The following is a 22,811-nucleotide window of genomic DNA, read 5'->3' as shown; positions in this document are numbered from 1 at the left end:
TGACGCTGCCTCATGGAAACTCTTTGAGTTTTCGCAGCAAAGGCTTTGTCGACGTGCCAATCCGAGACACGGTGGCGGCTTCCGCTTTCCTTAATCCCCAATGTTGCGCGAGCGCAAGATAAATCATGTCGGTTGGCTGATACTGGAACACCTGCGCACGGCTTTCGTCGGCGGCGGGCGAGGAGAGAGCGATGGAGGAATTACTGCCGTATTTCGAGCGTGAACTTATTTATCTGCGCCGTCTCGGCCGGGAATTTTATGAACGCTATCCCGGTGTGGGTGGCGGATTACAGCTCAGCGACGACACTTGCCCCGACCCGCATGTTGAGCAACTGATACAGTCCGTCGCACTGCTGTCGGCGCGCGTGGCGAAGCGGCTCGACGACAGCTATCCGGAATTCACCGAAGCGTTGTTGGAGTCGATGTTCCCGCACTACCTACGACCATTCCCGTCTTGTTCGATCGTGCGCGCCGTGCATCCCTGCGTCAAATCCGCGGGCGAGGCGCCGGCATTGAGCGTCCCGCGCGGCACCGAAATGGATTCCGGCGCCGTCGACGGCGTGCGCTGCCGCTTCAAAACCGCGTATGAGATCGTGCTTTCGCCGATGGCACTGACGGCCGCCCGGTTCGATGCATTGATACGAGCGCCCGCTAATGTCACCGTGCCCGCGTCCGCCAGCTCTTCAATGAGTATTGTCATTGAAGGTAACGTGCCGGCCGAGCTTCGGGCGCTGCGCGTGTTCATCGATGGCGAACCCTCGTTTTGCGCCGCGCTGCGCGATGTGTTGTTCCTGCGTGCCGTGCGCGCCTACGTGGAAGTCGAGGAGGGACGCTGGATAGAGTTGCCGGCCTTGCCGCTTGCACCGGTCGGGTTCGCCGAGGACGAGGCGCTCATCCCGTTCGACGCGCGCTCGCACGTGGCCTATCGCGTGCTCAGCGAATATTTTGTTTTTCCGGAAAAGTTCAATTTCTTCGATATCGACCTGTCGGCGTTGCGGGCGTTCCTTCCACCCGGGTGTCGCCGGTTGACGTTGCATGTGGCCTTGGCCGGGCTGCGGCCGGACTCAAACGATGCCCGTATGCTGTCGGGCTTGTCCGCAGCGAATCTGCTGTTGGGATGCAGTCCCGTCGTCAACCTTTTCCAGCGGCCCGGTCAGCCGATATCGGTGACGCATCTGACCGCCGATTACGGCGTCTCGGCGGACGCCGCGCGGCCACAAGCCTTCGAGGTGTATTCGATCGACTCGGTCAAGATGGTGCGCCGTCGCGAGCAGAAGGAACTGGTGACCGAATTTCGCCCGTTCTATTCGCTGCGCCACGGCGAGGACGCAACAAAAAAAGGGCAGTATTGGGTCGTTCGCAACGATGCCAGGCTGGCCGTTACCAGCCCCGGACATGAAAAGCGCATCACCCTGGTCGACAGCGACTTCAATCCCATGCAAGTCGAAAAGACAAGCCTGTCGATTAAGCTCAGCTGCACCAACAAGGATTTACCCAGCGCCTTGAAGTATCAGCAAGCGGCCGGGGATCTGACACCGCTCCACGACGCTGACAGCTACTCGGTTCGCCTCCTGCGCAGGCCCACCAAGACCTATCGTTTCTCTCAAGGGGGACAACATTGGCGGCTGATTTCCCATTTGACGTTGAACCATCGAACGTTGTCACAGGGTGGCCTACCGGCCTTTCGGGAAATGCTGGCGCTTTACGACCTGCCGCAGTCACCGATTTCACGGCGTCAGATAGAAGGCATCACCGGCCTGGAACAAGCCGAAACAGTCGCATGGATACGGCAAAAGCACGGCGCCTCCCTGGTGCACGGGACCGAGATGCGCATGACGGTTGACGAGGAAGCTTTCGTCGGCAGCGGATTGCTGCTGTTCGTGGAAGTCATCGACCAGTTGCTGGGGATGTACGTGCAGGTTAACAGCTTCATCGAATTGGTCGTTCTCTCCAAAGAATCCGACAAGGAACTCATCCGATGCAAGCCAAGAAGCGGCTATCTGAAGTTAGCGTAATCCAGGGGTTGCTCGATGCGCCGGAACGGTTCCAGTTTTACCAGAGCCTGCGCATCCTTGTGCGTTGGCTGAGGCATGGCGGCGTCCCGTATGACCAGGCGCTGTCCCAGGTGCTGCGCTTTCAGAATAGTCTTTCAATGAGCTTTCCGGCGAGCGAAATCGAAGCGCTGTGGGCGGAGCCGGCCGACTGCCGGAGCGACATCGATCTGCTGCGGGCCGTGCGGGGCGACGGTGCGAAGATATGCCTGACGCCCGCCTTCCTGGGACTATTGGGCGCGAACGGAACGCTGCCTTCGCATAAGACGGAACGCGTTGGTGCAGCGCTGCGTCGGGATCATGAAAGCAGCGCGCGCGCTTTTATCGACCTGTTTTCCCAACGCATGGTGGGCATGTTTTTCGAAGCTTGGGGAAAGTACCGCCTGGAACACCGCTTCGACATGGGCGACCAGGATGCTCAGCTACCGTTGTTGAGAGCCTTGGCGGGTCATCGCGATGGCGGGCTGTCTGACGGTGCGGCGCACGGCGTCACCGACGAGGTCGGGGGCTACTACGCCGCCTTGCTACGTACCAGACCTGTGGCGGCGAGTTCGGTTTCCCAGGTATTGACGCATCACTTTGGCGTGCCGGTTGAGCTGGAGCCATTCGTCGAAGCCTGGGATGACATTCCGGTAAACAAGCGCAGCAAGTTGGGCGGAAACGTCGCCAAGCTTGGCTGCGGCGCGGCGCTGGGGCAGCGGTTGCGCCGCAGGGATCTTCGCGTCCGGTTGAACATCGGTCCGCTTGACCCCGTCGACGCCGAGCGCTTCCTTCCCCGCAGCGCCGCCGCCGTGGCGCTGGAGAAGATGGTGTCGCTGTTCGGGCTGCCAAATCTGCGGTTCGAGGTCAGGCTCCTGCTAAAACCGCCGTGCGTACGGCGCGTGGTCCTGACCAGCCAACCTGGCCTCGCCCGGCGCTTGGGATGGGATTGCTTCCTGCCACGCCACGACGGCAGCGTTTCAAGGGCCACGGTCGGCTACATGTTACGTCCACTGGACGCGGACGCCGCTGCGGCGAGTGATTAGGCGGGGATTTGCACTGACCGCTTAACACGCGACGGGTTTACTTGAGTCAACTCAAGACAGCCACGATCCGCCGAACCTATAGTGGCTGACACTGGATAAATACCGCACACCGACCCGCCATTGGCAGGAGGGAAATGGAGGCTGCATGATACGCAATGTTGTGGAGGCTGGCATGGCGGCGTTGTCTGTGTTCGGCGCCAACTCCCAAACCAATCGCTTGATGCGAATGGACTTCCCGCACAAGGACGGCCCTGCGGGCGCCGTTATGTTAGTCAACAAGGTGACGATGAAGGAAGAGCTGTCGCGCGATTTCCGCATCGAGGCCGAAGTGTTGTCGGACGACGCCTGCATTGCGCTCAAGAGCATGATGGGTAGAATGGTCACCATCTCGCTAGTGCGCGAGAACGGCACCCTGCGTTACATGAACGGTTATGTCGGTACTTTCCGCTTCGTTCGCACCGATGGCGGCTTCGCCTACTATCAAATGGTGCTGACGCCTTGGCTGGCACTCGCCAGGCTGCGCACGGACAACGTGTCCTTTCACAACCGCAGCGTCATCGAGCTGACCGAAGCCACCTTCGCCCACTACCGGCAGCATGAGTGGAAGACCAGACTGAGCCTGGACTACGACGATAGGAAACTTACCTGCGCCAACCAGCACAACGAGACCGACTACAACCATCTGCACCGGAGGTGGGAAGACGCCGGGCTGTACTACAGCTACGAGCACCGGGCGGACGGGCACACGCTGGTCCTCAGTGATAACTCCACCCAGGCCGAGCCCATCGACGCCGCCCATTTTGCGGATGCGTCGGACGCGATGCAATTTCGAGCACAGGCAGGGGCCGATGAGGCGGACGGCATCCACGACTGGCAAGCGGTGCGGGAACTGGGCTCCGGCAAGATGACGCTGGCAAGTTTCAACTATAAAAGCCCGCGCCCCCAACTGGTCCACGGCGTCTCCGTCAACCAGCAAGGGGATGTGGATGACTACGAGCTCTACGAAAACACGGGGGCCTACGGCTTTCCGAATCTGGGTGACGGCGAGGTGCTGGCGCAACGCCGCATGGAAGAGCGCGACCAGCGCACCCAGCATTTTGAGGCAAGCGGCAACGATCGTACGGCGCAGCCAGGCCGCACGTTTAAGTTGGGCGGGCACTTCAGCGCGGAGGTCAAGCCCCCGGCGCCGGGCGAGGACCGGAAACCGAGCATCGGTGCGCGTGATTACCTTATCGTGTCGGTCGAGCATACGGCGAGCAATAACTATCCAGCCGGCGCCGACGGCAAATCGGAATACACCAATTCAATCGTCTGCATTCGTCGCGATATCCGGTGGCGGCCGGGGCGCCAGCATAACAGCGAGCCTTGCGCCCATCCCGGCGTGCAGACGGCCATCGTCGTCGGCCCGCCTGGCGAGGATATTTATACAGACGAATTGAGTCGGGTGAAATTGCAATTTCATTGGGATCGGCTGGGTCAATTCGACCAGGCCAGCTCGCCGTGGATCCGCGTCATGATGCCGATGGCCGGACAATACTTCGGCCAGATGTGTTTGCCGCGTATTGGACAAGAGGTTGTGGTGCAGTTCCTGGATGGGAATATCGACCGTCCCATTGTCGTGGGCATCGTCTACAACCGCGACAACATGCCGCCATGGCATTTGCCGGCGCAGCGGGCGCTGGCCGGGCTGCGCAGCCGCGAGCTGGGCGCCGGCGGCGACGGCGGCAGCAACCATCTGATACTGGACGACACCAAGGGCGCCCTTCAGGCGCAGCTCAAGAGCGACCACGAGCACAGCCAGCTCTCGCTAGGCAGCATCACCCGCATCGAAACGTCCGACGGGCGCATGGACGCGCGCGGCGAAGGCTGGGAGCTGGCGACCAATGCATGGGGCGTGGCGCGGGCGAACCGCGGCATGCTCATCACCACCGAGGCGCGTGCCAATGGCACCTCGCACATCAAGGATATGGGCGAGACGCAGCAACGGTTGAGTGCAGCGCATGGACAGCATGAATCGTTGGCCAAGTTGGCGCAGCAATCGGGCGCGCAGGAAGGGGAAGACCAGGCCAAGGCGGTCGCCGCGATCAAGGCGCAGAATGACGGCATCAAGGGCGGCGCCGGCGCCAAAGGGAGCTTCCCCCAACTGGCGGCCCCGCATCTCGTGTTCGCCAGTCCGGCGGGCATAGAGGCCACAACGCGCGCCTCCATTCATCTTTCGAGCGACCAGCATACCGCCATCACCACTGGCCAGGACCTTTCCATCGCCGGGGGCGGAAGCATGTTCGCCAGCGTACGACAAGCGTTGCGCCTGTTCGTCCACAAGGCGGGCATGCGATTGGTGGCGGCGGCCGGCGATATTGACCTTCGGGCGTTGTCGGACAGCGTCAATGTCTTGGCCAAGCTCAACATCACCCAGACGGCAAACCGTATCACCATCAGCGCGAAGGAGGAGGTGGTGATCAACGGCGGCGGTAGCTACGCCAAGTTCAGTTCGGCAGGTATCGAACAAGGCACCAGCGGTACCTTTGTGGCTCATGCAGCAAAACACAGTTTGCCGGGCCCCAACAGTATGAGCTTACCTGCAATCGGCCAGCACATACCGCCCCCTGCGGAATCGTTTGACGAGCAATTTCGTTTGGTATCAAAAGATCGCAAGACGCCGATATCTAATAAACGGTATTTAATTACGGCGTCTGATGGCACGTCTTGGACTGGTGTAAGCGATGTTGACGGACTTACTGAGCGAATCTACACATCTTCGTCAACTGTGATTTCCTTAAAGTTACTGGCCGATGAGGAATAAAATGAGTGATGTTATTGTTGCTACCGCCAATACAAATCCAACACCTGGATCTGTTGTGGAAGTGTCGGTGGACGAAATGGTTTGTTCCTTGTCAATTGAAAATAATAAGTTCTCGGACAGTTTGCCCATTATTCCATCTGCGGCTAGAGTTCGAAGCAACAAAGTACTTTACCGTCTAAAACTTAAGGCGCGCCTTTCCACTCACGCAGACGGGGTGAAGGTATCTGGTAATCGACTGAATATTGAATCTAACAGGCAGATGGATAATGTGGTTTCTCGTGGGAAAACCGATTCCAAAGGGGAATTGATTATAGTATTTGAGACACGCGAACCTGGAGACGTTGAGTTGCGGGTGACGACAACGGGTATAACGTGTCCCGTTTTAAAAATAAATTTAAAGGAAGCATGGTATGAGGAATTGTTTCTAATTACGGGCTACAACGTTTGCGAGGAGGATGATTTTTCAGGCCCTCTAGTAGAGGCCAAAGGCCTCGACAAAAATCACAAAGAGGACTTTTTGTTCGGGGCGAGAGGCGTCGCGATGCAAGGCACTGGCAAGGATACAGAAGGTCACTACATCGGGTTGACTCAAATGAGTGGTGGATGGCATCGAAATTCAAGAGGCGCTCCGGACCGTGTGATGTCACAAACTGGCACGTCTTTCCGCTATGTCGACGGCGTTGTCGGTAAGTACGGCCTAGTGACCGAAAATCATTCAATTGCAGTTGATCCAAGCATCATTCCGCCACATGCTAAAGTGGACATTGAAGGTGTCGGCCCTCGTTTCGCCGACGATAAGGGTAGTGCGATTCGCACATATCATATCGATAATTTTATCGGCGCGGGGGAGTCTGTTGTCAGAACGTGGATGCGGGGTGGGGTGAATGGGACGAAGCGTCGAGTGAAGTATCTCGGAGGTGGCGTATGATAAAATTAGTGTTTGTTTTTCTATTTTTATCTTTGTTGGCATCGAATTCTTATGCGACTCAAGATTATTTTATAAAAGTTTATCTCGATAAAAAAAATAACGTCCATGTTATTTCTTCTGATGGCATAGATAGAAAAGTAACAAGTGATGGGCGCCTATCCGGCGTTAAAATATCTCCTGATACGCGAACGGTCATCTGGTTGGTTTTAAATATTTGGATCGCTGAGGGGGATGTCATCCCTGGTGGAAGCGTGCTTGCAATCTATCAAAATGGAAAATTGCGTCATATTAAGTGTGAGCCTTTTATTCGTGACTATTGGTTTTGGAGCGATGGGCGGCAGATCGCAATCGATTGTGGAGGTCGGCATTTTGCCGGGACTCTTATCTTATATGACGCAGTTAGTCTCCGAAAACTAGATTCGATTTCTCAATCAGACGTTCCAGAAGAGAAACGGCCGGAGTGGGCTAAATAAGAGGGTAATTTCAATTAGGATACCGATCAGTGAACTGGGCAGGGGCATGTGCTCTAAAACCATGACCGTCGATTACGACATCGCCCCCACAACGACTAAGTCCTCGGCGGCTTGCCGATCCGCTACGTGAGCGGGAAAGCGATTGCCCGAATTGGAGAAAAGGTGCAGTTCAGGTATTTTTTGCCCAGCGGAACGCCACGGTGATGGAACATGAGGCCGCCGTGGCGGAATCGCAGCAAGGTAAGAGCCCATCACCAATTACCGCCGAACAAATGCAAAAACAAGGGGTTAATGTTTTATGGGATCAATGTGGACCTGCGCTGACCGTGACGAGCCGTTGCAGTCTTCGGATTACGAAGAAATTTACATCCATGCCAAGGTCGCGGTGGTGGATGATGCCGCGTTCACTATTGGATCGACCAATTTGAACCTGCGTAGCATGGCGATAGACAGCGAGCTCAATATTCTGAGTGAGGCGAAGGACGTGGCGTTCGAGCTACGGACCGACTTGTTCAGACAGTGCACCTGCGACCCGGGACCGGCGCAATTTGAGGACATGTCGAAGTGCTTCAGCGTTTGGAATGATCTTGCGCTCCAAAACAAGAAATCGATGGCGGCTGGTCGGGCCTATAAAAACCAAGTTCTGCCGTTTTACGTTGAGCGTAAACCCGGCTCTACGGTTGTTTAAAAATGAGATACCTCACGCTGCGCTCGTTACGTCTGCTGATCGCGTTAGCGATATTGGGATTGTGCGCATTTTTTCTGAATGACTACTTAAGGGCGCGAACCTTGCACACCCTACCGCATGGCTTTAAGAAGTTTAGCTTGTCGGATCCCCTGCCTCCATGTGCGAGATGGAAAGAACATATGCCCGCAACGCGTGACGCGTCCGCGTACCGGATATACATCGAAGCACGCAAAATATGGCGGAGCAAATTAGAGTGGGAGCTTACACTTGAGGAAACAACGCGGATACTCACTGATGTCAGGACAGCCGCCAGTCTAGGGGACTGGGGGGCAAGAGCGTTGCTTGCCCATTTTTATCTTGAAGGGCTCGGACCGCTCAAATCGAACAAAGTACTTGAACCTGATCCGTATAAGGCAGTCGAGATTGTCCGGATTGCCGCAACGGCGATGCAACCTTGGGCGCTGTACGATCTGGGCGTCGCCTATGAGCATGGTTACGGCGGAGCCAATTACGATCCCGATTTAGCTTGGGCATATTATTTGAAGGCTGCGCAACTAGGCAGCCCCGAAGCACAAATGGCATTAGCACAGGCGTATAGCGCAATAAGACGCTTAGGCGAGGAACAAATTATGCAGCAATGTGCATATCAGCAAGGTCACGGGGGGGCGGCCCTTGAACTAGCAATGACGGCAAGAATTAATAATCGTTTTGAGGATGCGATAACTATCTATCAGCAGGGCGTTAAGTTTGGAAATTCAGATTGTGCGGCAGCCTTGTGGTTTTTATTCGAGGCCGGGCATTGGTCAAATGATACCGAGGAAGAGATAAGATCTCTAAAATCACTTGGTATCTTCTTAGATCATGAACGCAGTAAGCGATACAAAGCTATTTCGGAGAGATTGAAGATCAATCCCGACTTGAAGTTAAGTAGACTCGACCAAGTGCTTCCGCTGCCTCCAGCGAAATTGCCACAGTGGTCTGGCGTGGAAGATGCATTTACGCCGGAGTCAAACGACCCGCCGACTTATTGACGCAAGGGAGCAATATCCATGTCACTAAAAATTATTACGCTTGGCGACTCGACCGACCATGGCGGCAAGGTTAGCAGCGGCTCGCCAACCCGCGACATTGGCGGCAAGCCGATCGCGCGGCTAGGCGACGAGGTCCAGTGTGCCCAACTCTATCCAGGGGGCGCGCCGCATGGTGTCAATAAAATCATTACTGCTCACGAAACCCTGACCGCATGGGGAATTCCGGTCGCCGTCGAAGGATCCAAGGCGGCATGCGGATGTTCGCTAATCGGCAAAGTGAATGCGACGGTGGGATAGCCTTTGCAACCTGTTCAGCAGCGGTGTGGTTCGCCCCGACGTGAGACTGCGTGGACATTTGCCCGCCAAACCGAATGGGCAAAATTGAGGAAGCGCCGGCGTTTAGAAATATGCAGCAAAGCAAGCAGGAGCAAAATCACATGGCAGCTTTTACCTGTTTACGTCGACCGAAAACCTGGTTCGTCAGTCGTTTAATCATGGAGAATTCCCGCCTACGGTGGATGTGCGCTTTGGCCCTGCTGGTGGGCGGGGCAGCGGGCTTGGTTTTCGCTAACCATTATCTGCAGGAGAGGGCGTTGAATTCACTACCAGTTGGATTCAGAAATTTTAGTATCTGCGCACCGCCACCAGCATGTGCTCGCTGGAAGGACCACATGCCCCACACTCGCGATCCTGTAACTTATCGGCTATACATGGAGGCGCGCAAGCTGTGGCGCAGCAAGCTGGAGTGGGAGCTTACTCATGAGGAAGCATTGCGGATACTTTCAGATGTTCGAACAGCCGCTGAACTGGGCGACTGGGGGGCTCGCGCGTTGATGCCACGCTTCCATCTCGAGACCCGCCCACATACTAAAGACAAAGGAGCAATATCATGTCCCTAAAAATCATTACGGTCGGCGACTCGACCGACCATGGCGGGAAGGTTATCAGCGGCTCGCCGACTCACGACATCGGCGGCAAGGCGATCGCCCGGCTAGGGGACGAGGTCCAGTGTCCCCAGCTCTATCCAGGGGGCGCGCCGCATGGTATCAATAAAATCATTACCGCTCACCAGACCCTGACCGCAGGGGGAATTCCGGTCGCCGTTCACGGATCCAAGACGGTGTGCAGGTGTTCTCTAATTGGCTACGGGAATGCGACGGTGGGATGAGTGCCCGGCGGCTGTTCAGCAGCGGTATGTTTTGCTTCGACGCGCGACCGCAAGGATTTTTTGCCGCAAACCGACTTGGATAAGATTGAGGGTGTTCTACGGACCGAGCCAGCCCGGCCTTCAACGCACTGCTAGGAAGGTGGCATTAACGCGGCACTCTCCGCCACTTTTAGTTTGCCCGCGCTGGTCGGTAGGGCAACGACCAGATCGTCCGTGACATCTGTGAAGCGCTGTGCGGCTTCGCGCTGCGATGTCCCTGGCGCGACGTCCGAGGTCTTGCGGGCGTAAGCGAGGAGATGAACAACCGCCGCGGCTCGGGATATTTTCCCTCTGCACCTTCGGGTGGCTCAGTCGGTAAATTCTGGTCGAGCGAGTGCTGCCATAGGTCGTCGATCATATGGCGGCTGAGGTTTGTATTCGCCATAGACACTGATGGCTACTGATCGGGACTACAAGGTAGCGGACCGAGACGGGCTGTACGTGGTAGTCTGCACTACCGGTGGAATTTCTTTTCGATACAACTATCGGATATACGGGCGTCAGGAGACAGTGGCGCTTTGGGATCTTTTGTGCTTCTCCGATAATGCGTGCTCGCTGCTGCTCGATCAACCAACAGGCCCGCGCCAACTTCAGACCATAGTGGGCAATGGTGTATTCCACCGCCACCCATCTCAGCCTGCCTGGAGCTCCTCTGGCTCAGAAATTTGACCAAACTCGCGATCCAAAGCAGGTCGGCTGCGCAACGTTTGGGTGCCCTGCGGGCTGGGAGTGGGCCGTTTAAGAACCCCCCAGCGTAGATCGTCTCTGCAAGCTCGTCAACGGGCTGGTGTTGAAAAACCCGGTCCTTGAGCTGCCGGGCCCAAGACGCGCCGGTGCGGCGCGGGAACGAAATCGAGCTGGACAGAAATCTCTTGTTCCGCGTCAATTACTCCTAGGCATCGGTCTATTACACTCGCTTGTGTCATGTGCGAACTAATGACCGTGCCGTCTGTAGCGCGAGGGGAAGGTTGCATGAATCAACGTCGAGACAATATATTGGCCTTGCCTGATGGCGATGCGCGCACGGCCGCTCTGGTGCCGAAGGGACTTCCGTTCTGCCGCCGACAGCGCGGCGCGATCGCCATCGTCTTCTGCTTGATGCTGGCTGTACTGATCGGATTTATCGGTGTAGCGTTAGACCTTTCTCGCGTTTATAACCGGAGGATCGAGCTGCAGGGAATCGCTAATGCGGCCGCCCTGGCGGCGGCGGGCCAGCTCAACGGTACCACGAGCGGCATCGACAACGCGTTGCTTAAGGCTAGCGCTGCAATCAGCCTGCTCAAGTTTCAATACAATCAGAGTGCGATTACTTGGGACAGCGCGGCGCTCTCGTTCAGCGCTTCGCCCGACGGGGGATGGGTCGATGCCGCGACAGCACAAGGCGCTCCTGACGGCTTGTTGTATGTGCGCGTAGATACCGACCGCTTAGGCGCGTCGATGGGGACAATAGAGCTCATCTTCATGCGGGTCATCGCCGACTCCCTGGTCTCGGCCGACGCCTCGGTTGTGTCCGTGGCGGGGCGATCCACAATCGATGTGACGCCGCTAGCGGTGTGCGCGCTTTCCAACGCGGAAGCGACATCGCGCGCCAATCCAGGGCCGCCTGCCAATGCCGAGCTGGTGCAATACGGATTCAGACGCGGCGTTGCCTATGACCTCATGAAGCTCAACCCGAATAGCACCACTGCAGAAAACTTCGTCGTCGATCCGTTCTCGCTACCAGGAACTTCCGGGGTTTTGAGCAACGTCTCTCCCGCTTTTGTCGGGCCGTATGTCTGCACAGGCCAGCTCGGCATTCCGCGCGTGCGCGGTGGCACCATTACCGTCGGTAGACCATTCCCGCTGGCGTCGTTGTACAACCAACTCAATTCTCGCTTCGATCAATACAGCGGATCGTTCTGTTCACATTCGAACGCGCCGCCCGATGTGAACATTAAGTCCTACGTTTCGGGAACCGCCACGCCATGGATGGGTGCGACGCCGGCGGGGCAGGGGGCGCAAACGACGACAGTCGAGGGCAAACTATGGACGGTGGCCGACCCTTCGGTGAAGCCCGCTGGCACCACTGCGGCAATGTACGGACCGCTGTGGGCGTACGCCAGGGCCGTACCCTACAGCTCTTATGTCGCGGGTGCCACTGAACCGGTCGCTGGGTATGCCGCCTTCACCACTTCGGCCTGGAGCACGCTCTACGGTCCGGCAGCCCCGGCAGCAACGGGAACGTATCACTCGGGGACGTCGATGCCATATAAAGCTACGATCGGCAGTACCGTCTTGGCGCCGTCGTCCGCACACAAAGGAATCGCAAACCGCCGCGTTCTCAATATTGCTTTGCTGTCCTGTCCGGTCGACCCAGGCGCCTTGGCGGCTGCGAATGTACTCGCCATCGGCAAATTCCTGATGACCGTGCCAGCCACTGCGACCAGCCTTTATGCTGAGTTTGGCGGACTGGTTGCTGATCAGTACCTTGGTGGCGCCGTGGAGCTGTACCCATGAGGTCGATCCGCCATTCGAGTCCCCGACGTGAGCGCGGCATCGCCGCCGTCGAGCTGGCATTAATGATGCCCTTTCTTGTCCTACTGCTGGCATTCCCTTTGTTCCTGGGCCATGTGCTTTGGCATTACTCAGCCATGCAAAATGCTGCCCAGGATGCCGCACGCTACCTGTCCAAAGCGCCTCTGAGTGACATGACCAATCCAGCGCGAGCGATCGCAGTGGCCTCTGTGGCTGACGCCATCATCGCGCGCGATCTGGCAAGCGTTGCGCCAGGTGCCTTGCCCTATCTCATCGATGTCACCTGTGATGGTGCAAGCTGCGGTGGTTATTCCAGACCTACGAGAGTGGGAGCAACCATCCAGATTCTCATGAATAACGTTTTTTTTACTGGCTATATGTCGCTGAGCATCCCGTTGACCGTCTCCGTCACATATCCCTACATGGGACGCTAGCGCCATGCTCCCGCGCGCTACGCATTTTCGCCGCCTTGCCGGGTCCGTGACCGCCGAGTTTGCGATCGTGATAATTCTCTTCATGCTGATTGTGTGCGGCGTGATGGAGTTGGCCCGGGTCGTTTATATGTTCAACACGTTGCAGATGGTGACGCGGCGGGCCGCCACATTGGCCGCCAACGTGGACTTTACCGATGCCGCCGCAATGAATGCCGTGCGCGAGCGGGCCGTGTTCCGCAGCTCACCAGGCGGCCTGGTCTTGGGTGCGCCAGTGACGGAGGCTCACGTTCGTATCCGCTATCTGTCCCTTGGGAGCGCCGGAGGCGACGCTGTGGCAGAGATTCCGACCGCCGGACTTCCAGCTTGCCCGGCTAACAATCGGATTACTTGTATGGCCGATCCTTATGGCGCGAGCTGCATACGGATGGTGCAGGCAGAAATTTGCGATCCTGTAGACACCAGTGAATGCAAAGGCGTCAGGTATCAGGCATTGTTCTCGTCGATTGGCCTTTCGTTTGCGCTCCCGAAGTCCACCTCGACCGCGGCTGCGGAGACCTTGGGCGCACCGCCTGGCCAGGCGCCATGTCCCTGAGTATCCATCGCTCCGGCGGATCCACAGCTTCTTTCAACGGTAATCATGACGGCGCTTTTGGCACGTTGCTGTCCGCCTGGGCATCGCCTTCACTTCGGCAGCGATGCCTCGCCCGTCACCTTCAGCTGCGCACGGGATGCGTTGACGAAGGCCGGCTGGCCGCCGCCGATGTGCAGCGTGTACTTGCCCGGGCGCACGGCGCGCCGGCCCTGCGCATCGACCTGCGACTGCGCCCGCGCATCGACGTCGAGCGTCACCGTCCGGCTGGCGCCGGCTTTCACATGCACGCGCCGGAACCCCGCCAGCACCGGCGCCGAGCGGTCGCCCGGCTTGGCGACATATAGCTGCACCACCTCGTCGCCATCGCGCTTGCCGGTGTTGCTGACCGTGACGGTGGCCTTGATCGCCTGGCCCGCGCGCACGCGCGTATTTGACAGCTTCACCGCGCTATAGGCAAAGCTGGTGTAGCTCAGGCCTTTACCGAACGGATGCAGCACCGGCCCCTTGAAGTAGCGGTAGGTGCGCGTATCCATCGCATAGTCGTCGAACGGCGGCAAGTCGGCGGCCGAACGGTAGATGGTGTACGGAAGGCGTCCCGCCGGGTTGACGTCGCCGGACAGCACGCGGGCGATCGCCATGCCGCCCGCTTCGCCCGGATACCAGGCCTGCACGATGGCGTCGGCGTTTTGCTCCACCCAAGGATCGGAGATCGCCCCGCCGGTGACGTACACCACCACGAGCGGCTTGCCGATGGTCTTGACGGCTTGCAGCATGCGGCGCTGCGCTTCCGGCAGGTCGAGCGTCAAGCGGTCACCGCCGCGAAAGCCTGGGAAGCTGACCTTCATCTCTTCGCCTTCCAGATCCGGCGACAGGCCGACCAGCGCGACCACCACGTCGCTGTCGCGGGCGGCGGCCACGGCATCGTTAAGCAGCGCATCGCTGGGCGGCGCCCATTGCAACGCGCTGTAGCGGTCGTTGATCGTGCGGACGTAGTCGATGCGCACCTTGTGCGGCCGGGTGTCGGCGAAATTGAGTTCGATCTTGTCGGTCCGCTGGTCACAATTGCCGGCCACGCAGACGGCCGTGTTGGCGCCGCCGATGCCGGCCAGCGCCGGCGTGATGATCAGCTTGTCGTCGATGTAGACTTTGATGTCGGGAACCGGGCGGTCCTTGCGCACCACCATGCGGAAGGCGACTTCGTAGGCGCCCGGCTTGGGCGGTGTGACCACGCCGCTCCAGCGCACCGAAAATCCGCCCGGTTTGAAACCGGCGGGCGCGCTGTGCTCGAAGTTGAAGTTGACCTGCGGATCGATGCGCGTCAGGCGCGGCGCGCCGGCGAACGTCGGGTTGTCGAAGTATTCGCCTTTCAGGCCCTGTTCGCGGCTGTCTTCGGACGGTTTGAGGTAGGTCGCAGGAATCGGCATCAGCATGCCGTCGGTTAGCGGCGCGCCGTCGGCGTAGCGTACCTTGTCGGCGCCAAAGCGCTGGCGCAGGCCGTCCACCGGCAGCACCGGCTCGACGGCTGTGCCGTGATAGTTGCCTTCGAGGCTTTGCAGCAGCGCCGCATTGGGGCCGATAACGGCGATACGCGCGCCCGTCTTCAGGGGCAGCACGCCGGCGCCGTTCTTCAGCAACACCATCGCGCTTTCGGCCGCCTGCCGCGCCAGCGCGCGGTTCCCGGCGGAGCCGATTTCGCTGTACGGGATCGCGTCGTAGCGGCTGCCGTCCAACAGGCCCATGCGGATGCGCGCGACCGTCAGGCGTTCCAGCGCGGTATCGATCTCGGCCTCCGTGATCAGGCCCTTGGCCACCGCTTGCGGCAGGCCGCGGTAGGTCGGGCCGCAATCGAGGTCGGTGCCCGCCTTGACCGCTACTGCCGACGCGTGGGCGATGTCCGGCGAAGTCTTGTAAGCCTTGACCAGGTCGCCCACCGAATCGCAGTCCGAGACGATGAAGCCCTTGAAGCCCCAGTCGGTACGCAGCGGGCTTTGCAGCAGCGGGCTGACGCACATCGGATGCCCGTCCACCGCGTTGTAGGCGCACATCAGCGAGTAGGCCTTGGCGTCGACGATGGCGTTGCGGAAGGCCGGCAGGTAAGTGTCCTCGAGGTCGAATGGCTTGACGTCGACGTTGAAGCTGTGGCGTTCCGGTTCCGGTCCGGAATGCACGACGAAGTGCTTGGGCGTGGCGATCGATTTGAACAGGACCGGATCGTCGCCCTGCAAGCCGCGAATGAAGGCCATGCCGATCCGGCCAGTCAGGTGCGGGTCTTCGCCGTACGTTTCCTGGCCCCGGCCCCAGCGCGGGTCGCGGAAGATATTGATGTTCGGGGTCCAGTAATTCACGCCGAAATACCGCGACGTACCGCTTGGGTCCAAGGCCAGCGCGGCGTTGAAGTTGGCGCGGCCTTCCAGGGCGCTGGCGTCGGCGATGCGTTCGATCAGCGCGGTGTCCCAGGTCGCGCCAAGCGCGATCGCCTGCGGAAAAACGGTCGCTTGGCCGGCGCGGGCGACCCCGTGCAGCACCTCGTTCCACCAGCCGTAGCGCTTCAGGCCCAGGCGCTCGATCGCGGGTGCGTTGTCCTGCATCTGGGCGGCTTTCTCCTCCAGCGTCATGCGCGACACCAGGTCGCTGGCACGCTGCTCCGGCGACAGCGAGGGGTTGCGGAACGCTGCGGCGTCATTGGCGTGGGCGCATGGCGCCATGGCCGCCATGCAGGCGAGGCACGCCGCCAGCGCCAGGCGGCCGGGGGTCGAAGTGCGGATCATATGTCTCCTTGTTGTGCTGATGCATTTTGTTTTTGAATCAGCATTGTGCGGACTTTTCGATCCACCTGGCAATTGTGAAAACCGCCAACGCCGGGATGGATTTTTGCGCAGCGCTTCACGCTTCGGCCGGCGTGCATTCGGCCGCAGCGTGGCTTGCCGTACGAATGGAGGAGCAGGGGGCCGTTACAATCGGCCTTTCGCTTCTGATAAGGCTTGTATGCGCTACGTTTCCACCATCCTCGCGGCGTGCGCGCTGGCCTCGGCCACGGCCGCCGCCCAGACCATCGTCAAGATCGGCGCGGCGGCGCCGCTTTCCGGCCCGGGCGCGCATCAGGGAAAGGACATCGAGAACGGTGCGCAAATGGCGATCGACGATCTCAACGCCAAGGGCGTCAAGATCGGCGGCAAACCAATCAAGTGGGTGTTGCAGGCGGAGGACGACGCCAGCGATCCCAAGCAAGGCACGGCGGTGGCGCAGAAACTGGTCGACGCCGGCGTGGCCGGCGTGGTCGGCCACCTGAACTCCGGCACCACGGTGCCCGCTTCGAGCATCTACCACCGTGCGGGCATTCCGCAGATCTCGCCGGCCGCGACGACGCCGACCTACACGCACCAGGGCTACGAAACCGCGTTCCGCATCGTCGCCAACGACAATCTGGTCGGCGCGGCGCTGGCGCGCCATGCGATCAAGAAGCTCAAGGCGGGCAGAATCGCCGTGATCGACGACCGCACCGCCTTCGGCCAGGGCTTGGCGGACGAGTTTGTAAAGGGCGTCAAGAAGATCGGCGGGGCGGAAATCGTCAGCCGGCAGTTCACCAATGACAGGGCGGTGGATTTCAACGCGATCCTGACCCAGATCGGCGCGCGCAAGCCCGACGTCATCTTCTATGGCGGCATGGATGCGGCGGCGGGCGTCATGCTCAAGCAAATGAAAGCGCTGGGGGTAGGGGGCAAATTCATGTCCGGCGATGGCATCTGCTCCGAGAAACTGCCGCTGATCGCCGGCGATGCGCTGGACGATGACAAGGTGATTTGCGTGGTGGCCGGCGGCATCGGCAAGGCGCAGGAGCCGGCCCACGCGGCGTTCGCCGCCCGCTACAAACAGCGTTACCAGCTGGACGTCCAGACCTACGCCCCCTATGCCTACGACGCGGTGATGGTGCTGGCGGCGGCCATGGGTCGGGCCAACTCGGCGGCGCCGGCGCGCTACCTGCCGCAGCTGGCCAACATCACCTATCAAGGCGTCACCGGGGCCATCGCGTTCGACGCCAAAGGCGACCTGCGCGACGCCGCGCTGACGCTGTTCACCTATCGCCAGGGCAGGAAGACCAAGCTTGAGGTGGTGCGTCAATGAGCGTGCGTCACTGATCGATGGCGCGGCGCGCCCCGGCGGCGGGGCGCCGCTGTCACACCGACGCGCTGCGGCGGGCCGGCGCTGGTGCTAATTTGGCGACACACCAGCGCATTATTGCCGGCAATATACCCGCAATGATATTTCCTTTCGGCATCACATGCTACTATCAACCACTGCATTCCTAGCGTGGTTTTCTCATGATTTTCCTGCAACGTTTCAAGCGCATCGCGCTGGCACCATCGCTTGCGGCCGTCTCGGCGGCGGTCATGCTGCTGCTCACGCTCGTGACGCTGCAGGTCGTCGGCCAGACCGTGGCCAGGCAGGTCGAGCAGGAAATCGGCCAGAATCTGGCCGAATTGTCGTTCCAGACGACGGACAAGCTCGACCGGGGTATGTACGAGCGCTACCGCGAAGTCCAGCTGATGGCCGAGCGCTACGAAGTCACCGGCGCCGACGTGCCCGTGCCGGCAAAGCGGCGCGTGCTCGAGCGGATGCAGCAAACCCATCCTTATTACGCGTGGATCGGCATCACCGATAACGATGGGCTGGTGCGGATCGCCACCGGCGCGCTGCTGGAGGGCAAGGATGTCTCCGGCCGTCCATGGTTCAAGGCGGCCAACGCCGGCGTGCACCTGCTCGACGTGCACGAAGCCGTTCTGCTGGCCAAGCTGCTGCCCAATCCGACCGGCGAACCGAAGCGCTTTTTCGATGTTGCCTTCCCCTATAGGGGCGCCGACGGCCGCGTGCTCGGCGTGCTCGGCACCCACCTGAGCTGGCAATGGGCCGCCGATGTCCAGCGCTCCGTGCTGCGCCCGCTGGCCGAGCGCAAGGCCGTCGATACCCTGATCCTCAGCAAGGGCGGCGCCGTGCTGCTGGGGCCGCCCGAATATGCGAACCAGGTGCTGCACCCGGAAAGCTTGGCGCTGGCCCGGCGCGGCATGAGCGGCGCCGTCGTCGAAGCCTGGCCGGACGGCAAGCGCTACCTGGTGGGCTATAGCAAGAGCCGCGGCCACCAGTCGTATCCGAGCCTGGAATGGACCGTGCTGGTGCGCCAGCCGCTCGACGAGGCGTTCAAGCCGGTCGAAGCGTTGCGCGACAAGATCCTGTGGGGCGGTATAGGCGCCGCGGCGCTCGTGTCGCTGCTGGTGTGGCTGCTGTCGCGCGGCATCGCCAAGCCGCTGGAGCGCATCACGCGCCATGCCGGCGAGCTGACGGCGGGGCAGCTGGACCGCATCCCCCCGGTGCGCAGCCGGCTGGCCGAGGTGCAGATCCTGCAGGACGCGCTCAATGAACTGCTGGCCAAGGTGCGCGTCAAGGAGGCCGGCCTGCGCGAGCTGAACGCGACGCTGGAAAACCGCGTCGCCGAACGCACGGCGGAGCTACACGCGGCCGTCGAGGACACGCGCAAGAGCGAGCACCGGGTGCGCGCCATCATCGACACCGCGCTCGACGCCTTCATCGGCGTCGACGCGGAGGGCCGCATCACCGACTGGAATCCGCGCGCCGAGGAAATCTTCGGCTGGCGCCGCGCGCAGGTACTGGGCAAGACCGTGACCGAAACCATCATCCCGCCGCGCTTCCGCCAGGCCCACGAGCACGGCATGCGGCGCTTCGCCGTCGAGGGCAGCTCCGGCGTGGTCGGCAAGCGCATACAACTGTTCGCCCTGCGCAGCGGCGGCGCCGAATTCCCGGTCGAAATGACGATCGGCCTGATCAATGCCGGCGATACGCATTTCTTCGGCGCCTTCATCCAGGATATTTCACAGCGCAAGGAAACCGAGGACGCGCTGGCGCGGGAGCGGGAGCTGCTCGACGTCGTGCTCGATTCGATCGACGTCGGCGTGGTGGTCTGCTCGCGCGAAGGCGAGGTGACGATGTTCAACCGCGCCGCGCGCGCGATCCACGGCCTGCCGTCCGCGCCGCTGCCGGCCGACCAGTGGGCGGACCACTACCGCCTGTTCCTGGGCGACGGCCAGACGCCGATGGCGACCGAACAGGTGCCGTTATTCCGCGCCCTGCGCGGCGAGCTGGTGGAAAACACCGAAATGGTCGTCAGGCCGGCCGACGGCGCGCCGCGCTTCCTGTTCGCCAGCGGGCGCGCGCTGCATGCGCAGGACGGCACCGGCATCGGCGCCGTCATCGCGCTGAAGGATGTGACGGTGCTGAAGGAGTCGGCGCGGCGCCTGGAGGCGAGCGAGCGCAGCCTGCGCACCATCACCAACAACCTGCCCGTGCTGATCGGCTATGTCGACGACAAGGAACGCTACACCTTCGCCAACGCCACCTACGAAACGTGGTTCGGCGCGCGGGCGGGCGGCATCCTCGGCAAGACGGTCCGGGAAGTGATGGGCGATGAGTTGTACCTGGCGCACCGCGACAAGCTGCAGGGCGGCCGCAACGACGTCACGTTCGAAATGACGATCGGCCAGGGCGGCTCGGCCCGCACCGTCGAAGTGACCCGCATACCGGATATCCACGACGGCGTCTACAACGGCGTCTATGTGCTGGGCGCCGACATTTCGGCGGCGAGGCGCCACGAGGAAGAGCTGAGCCGGCTGGCGCGGGTCGACATGCTGACCGGCCTGCCCAACCGGCGCGCCTACCAGGAACACCTGGAAGCGGCGGTGCAGCGCGCCCAGCGCAGCGGCAACGGTCTGGCGCTGATGTTCCTCGACGTCGACCATTTCAAGCAGGTCAACGATACCCTGGGCCATGCCGCCGGCGATATCGTGCTGCAGGAGTTCGCCCGCCGCGTCAAGGATGCGGTACGCGTGACCGATACGGTCTGCCGGCTGGCCGGGGACGAATTCACGGTGATCCTGGAGGGGCTCAAGGGACCGGGCGAGGCGGCCGTGGTGGCGCAGAAAATCATTGCGGCGTTCAAGGCGCCGTTCGAGCTGGCCACGGGCGCGCGCACGGTGTCCACCAGCATTGGGGTTGCCTACGCGGGCCGGCTCCCCGTCGCGCTGGTTGAACTGGGCGAGAGCGCCGACCGGGCCCTGTATGCGGCCAAGATCCAAGGGCGTGCCGGCTTCACGGTTGTGGACATGCAGGCAGTTCAGGGCAAGGTTGTTTGACCAGGCGCTTGTTCGAGCGGCAAGATTTCGATCCGGCGAAATTCCGTGGGATGCGTCTCCGCCTGGATCGCGATGTAGCCGCTTTCCAGCATCTTCGGGAAGCCTTTCTCCAGCAGTTGCCGACTGTGAGGATCGCGCGGGTCCAGCTGGGGCTCGCTGTAACTGATCACGGTCTCGCCATCGAGGATGTGCTTGATTAATTTTCCGCCGCGTACTTCAACCTCGATCGTTACCCAATCGTCCCCCATGTACACCTTCGACTTGGCCGAGGTGCGGTGGGTGGTCGTCAGCTGCCCGTTAAACACCGCTCTGGTATGAGGGGTGCAGAACGATCCGTTGTTCTGGTCACCAGGCCCGCCGCCGCCAAGCATCTGCACCTCGATCGACGCGGGAAAGTCCTGGTCGAGTTCCATGGTCTCTGGTGGTTCGCTAAAAATCATGATGCCGTTATTCCGAAAACCCCAGCCCGGAGCGCCTGCGAGCTGTTTGCCGACGAAACGATATTCAGCGCGAATGCGGTAATGCGACAGCTTCTGTTTCCAGAACAGGTGACCGAATTCGCCGTCGAATTTGTCGTATTCGCTGTAGTCGACCTTGAGGATGCCGTTTTCAACCTTGAATGTGTTTTTGTAATTGACGCCGGCCGGATAGCCTTTGAACTTCGGGGTCCAGCCGGATAAGTCTTTGCCGTTGAATAGTTGAATCCATCCGCCCTGGTCGAGTTGTGGCCCGCTGGCGCTCTGTGATTCGGGCGCGTCGCCGCGGACGCCGACACACCCCGTCAACGCAAACGCGCAATAAAGCGCTGATAATTTTATTTTCTTCATTGCCCATCTCCAGATGGCGGTTAACAACGCTGGGGGAAGCCGCATCCGACAGTGTCGTTGAAATTGCTCGCCGGATCAAGCAAGTGGCCTGAAGCGACGGTCCGGGGCGAATCGAGGCACGCATCGCCTATACTGGCCGCGACGCACTCAACGCAGCCGCGCGGACCTCATTCGACTGCGGGGCAAATTGCGCGCCGAAGCAAGCCGCTTGTCGATATCATCAGCGGCGATGAAAGCATGGCGCGTGCGCGCTGGTGAAGGATTCCGGTGTATGGAGAAGGCTGCGGCGGTATCGCGCCGGCAGCTCGCAGGCCCACGGTTGCGTGCGGTCGAATAAGGAGACGAGAAGATGTGGCGCACAATGTTGATCACCTTGCTGGGACTGGCATCCGTACCCGCGTGGAGCGCGGAGAATCGCTGCAGCCCGAATTCCAAGGATATGTTCACCTTCATTTGGGTGCCGAAAACAGCAGCGGAGCCTAACGTGGGCAGCATTCGTATTGCGGACCGTGCCGGTCGGACGGTGCAGGTGCTCGACAATCAAACATACTATTACGGTGACAGCGAAACCGCTGGCGATAATATGGATACCCGGGATTTCAACAACGACGGCTGCGGCGATCTGGTGTTTGCCAGCGAGATTGCCGGTATCGGCAACACAAGCAATACCGCATTTCTCTACGAGCCCGCGCGCGGGCGCTTCGTCGCGCACGAATCGCTGTCCGGGATCATGGGGCTGGACATTGATCCACGTGACAAGCGCTGCGTTACCGGCTTCGGCAAAGGCGGTGCCGCCGATATTCATGCGGAGCGGTATTGCTGGTCAAAGGGCAGGCTGGTGGTGACCCAGGAGTACTCCGTCTCACCGCAAGTCGATGCCGAAGGAAATCCCACCTGCTATCTGCACACGACCACCACCTATCGTCACGGGCAAAAAAAGACACGAACGAAATGCACCAAAGATTTGTAGAAAACAAGGCGACATAAGCCGCAGCGAGGCGTCCCGCAGGAGGGGCAGTCGCGCGCCGCTCAAGCCGCA

Annotated in this window: 17 protein-coding genes; 15 read left to right on the top strand and 2 right to left on the bottom strand. The window is 60.4% G+C overall.

Annotation, left to right across the window (positions count from 1 at the left end; genetic code table 11):
- Positions 1-191: 191 nt before the first annotated feature.
- The 12 genes from tssF (at position 192) to BMX85_RS00850 (ending at position 13,746) form a co-directional block, all read left to right on the top strand.
- On the top strand, positions 192-2,015 hold the full coding sequence (gene tssF, locus BMX85_RS00910) for a type VI secretion system baseplate subunit TssF (RefSeq protein WP_090313753.1): 1,824 nt from the start codon (positions 192-194) through the stop codon (positions 2,013-2,015).
- On the top strand, positions 1,979-3,076 hold the full coding sequence (gene tssG, locus BMX85_RS00905) for a type VI secretion system baseplate subunit TssG (protein WP_090313745.1): 1,098 nt from the start codon (positions 1,979-1,981) through the stop codon (positions 3,074-3,076). Before tssF ends, tssG begins: the two co-directional genes overlap by 37 nt.
- Before the next feature lie 145 nt (positions 3,077-3,221).
- Positions 3,222-5,879, top strand: coding sequence for a type VI secretion system Vgr family protein (locus tag BMX85_RS00900; RefSeq protein ID WP_229210221.1), 2,658 nt, complete (start codon positions 3,222-3,224; stop codon positions 5,877-5,879).
- Position 5,880: 1 nt separating this feature from the next.
- Positions 5,881-6,807, top strand: coding sequence for a 3D domain-containing protein (locus BMX85_RS00895; RefSeq protein ID WP_177196617.1), 927 nt, complete (start codon positions 5,881-5,883; stop codon positions 6,805-6,807).
- Complete coding sequence (locus tag BMX85_RS29890) at positions 6,804-7,280, top strand: hypothetical protein (protein ID WP_143067867.1); 477 nt, start codon at positions 6,804-6,806, stop codon at positions 7,278-7,280. The genes BMX85_RS00895 and BMX85_RS29890 overlap by 4 nt, the downstream gene beginning before the upstream one ends.
- A 307-nt stretch (positions 7,281-7,587) precedes the next feature.
- A complete protein-coding gene (locus tag BMX85_RS00890; RefSeq protein ID WP_090313741.1) occupies positions 7,588-7,968 on the top strand; it encodes a phospholipase D-like domain-containing protein in 381 nt (126 codons plus the stop codon).
- 179 nt (positions 7,969-8,147) lie between these two features.
- Entirely contained in the window at positions 8,148-8,999 is an 852-nt protein-coding gene (locus BMX85_RS00885) for an SEL1-like repeat protein (protein ID WP_229210220.1), read from the top strand.
- A gap of 18 nt (positions 9,000-9,017) precedes the next feature.
- Positions 9,018-9,296, top strand: a complete 279-nt coding sequence (locus BMX85_RS00880; protein ID WP_090313740.1) for a PAAR domain-containing protein — start codon at positions 9,018-9,020, stop codon at positions 9,294-9,296.
- 592 nt (positions 9,297-9,888) lie between these two features.
- The gene (locus tag BMX85_RS00875) at positions 9,889-10,167 is read left to right on the top strand and encodes a PAAR domain-containing protein (protein WP_090313738.1); all 279 of its coding nucleotides are present in this window, start codon (positions 9,889-9,891) and stop codon (positions 10,165-10,167) included.
- A gap of 1,011 nt (positions 10,168-11,178) precedes the next feature.
- Complete coding sequence (locus tag BMX85_RS00860; RefSeq protein ID WP_090313734.1) at positions 11,179-12,702, top strand: pilus assembly protein TadG-related protein; 1,524 nt, start codon at positions 11,179-11,181, stop codon at positions 12,700-12,702.
- Positions 12,699-13,154 (top strand): TadE/TadG family type IV pilus assembly protein, encoded by a 456-nt coding sequence (locus tag BMX85_RS00855; protein WP_090313732.1) that lies wholly within the window; start codon positions 12,699-12,701, stop codon positions 13,152-13,154. The genes BMX85_RS00860 and BMX85_RS00855 overlap by 4 nt, the downstream gene beginning before the upstream one ends.
- 46 nt (positions 13,155-13,200) lie before the next feature.
- On the top strand, positions 13,201-13,746 hold the full coding sequence (locus tag BMX85_RS00850) for a TadE/TadG family type IV pilus assembly protein (RefSeq protein WP_218147294.1): 546 nt from the start codon (positions 13,201-13,203) through the stop codon (positions 13,744-13,746).
- Positions 13,747-13,835: 89 nt separating this feature from the next.
- Here BMX85_RS00850 and BMX85_RS00845 read toward each other — a convergent pair whose 3' ends face one another.
- Positions 13,836-16,514, bottom strand: a complete 2,679-nt coding sequence (locus BMX85_RS00845) for a glycoside hydrolase family 3 C-terminal domain-containing protein (RefSeq protein WP_090313728.1) — start codon at positions 16,512-16,514, stop codon at positions 13,836-13,838.
- Positions 16,515-16,731: 217 nt separating this feature from the next.
- Here BMX85_RS00845 and BMX85_RS00840 point away from each other — a divergent pair, with 217 nt between their 5' ends.
- Positions 16,732-17,868 carry a branched-chain amino acid ABC transporter substrate-binding protein gene (locus BMX85_RS00840; protein ID WP_090313726.1) on the top strand — a complete coding sequence of 379 codons (1,137 nt, stop codon included), beginning with the start codon at positions 16,732-16,734 and terminating at the stop codon, positions 17,866-17,868.
- A 197-nt stretch (positions 17,869-18,065) separates the two neighbouring features.
- Positions 18,066-20,945 (top strand): sensor domain-containing diguanylate cyclase, encoded by a 2,880-nt coding sequence (locus tag BMX85_RS00835; protein ID WP_090313724.1) that lies wholly within the window; start codon positions 18,066-18,068, stop codon positions 20,943-20,945.
- Here the strand turns inward: BMX85_RS00835 and BMX85_RS00830 are convergent.
- Positions 20,927-21,772, bottom strand: coding sequence for a 3-keto-disaccharide hydrolase (locus tag BMX85_RS00830; RefSeq protein WP_090315102.1), 846 nt, complete (start codon positions 21,770-21,772; stop codon positions 20,927-20,929). The two genes, BMX85_RS00835 and BMX85_RS00830, sit on opposite strands and share 19 nt — an antisense overlap.
- A 361-nt stretch (positions 21,773-22,133) precedes the next feature.
- Between BMX85_RS00830 and BMX85_RS00825 the strand changes: the two genes are divergently transcribed.
- Positions 22,134-22,742: an XAC2610-related protein gene (locus BMX85_RS00825; protein ID WP_143067865.1), complete on the top strand. Its 609-nt coding sequence runs from the start codon at positions 22,134-22,136 to the stop codon at positions 22,740-22,742.
- The last annotated feature ends 69 nt before the right edge of the window (positions 22,743-22,811 follow it).

It is taken from the genome of Duganella sp. CF517 (genome assembly GCF_900110275.1).
GTDB lineage: Bacteria > Pseudomonadota > Gammaproteobacteria > Burkholderiales > Burkholderiaceae_D > Rugamonas.
Note: the sequence above shows the minus strand (reverse complement) of the source record. Positions and strands in the feature narration are given on the sequence as shown.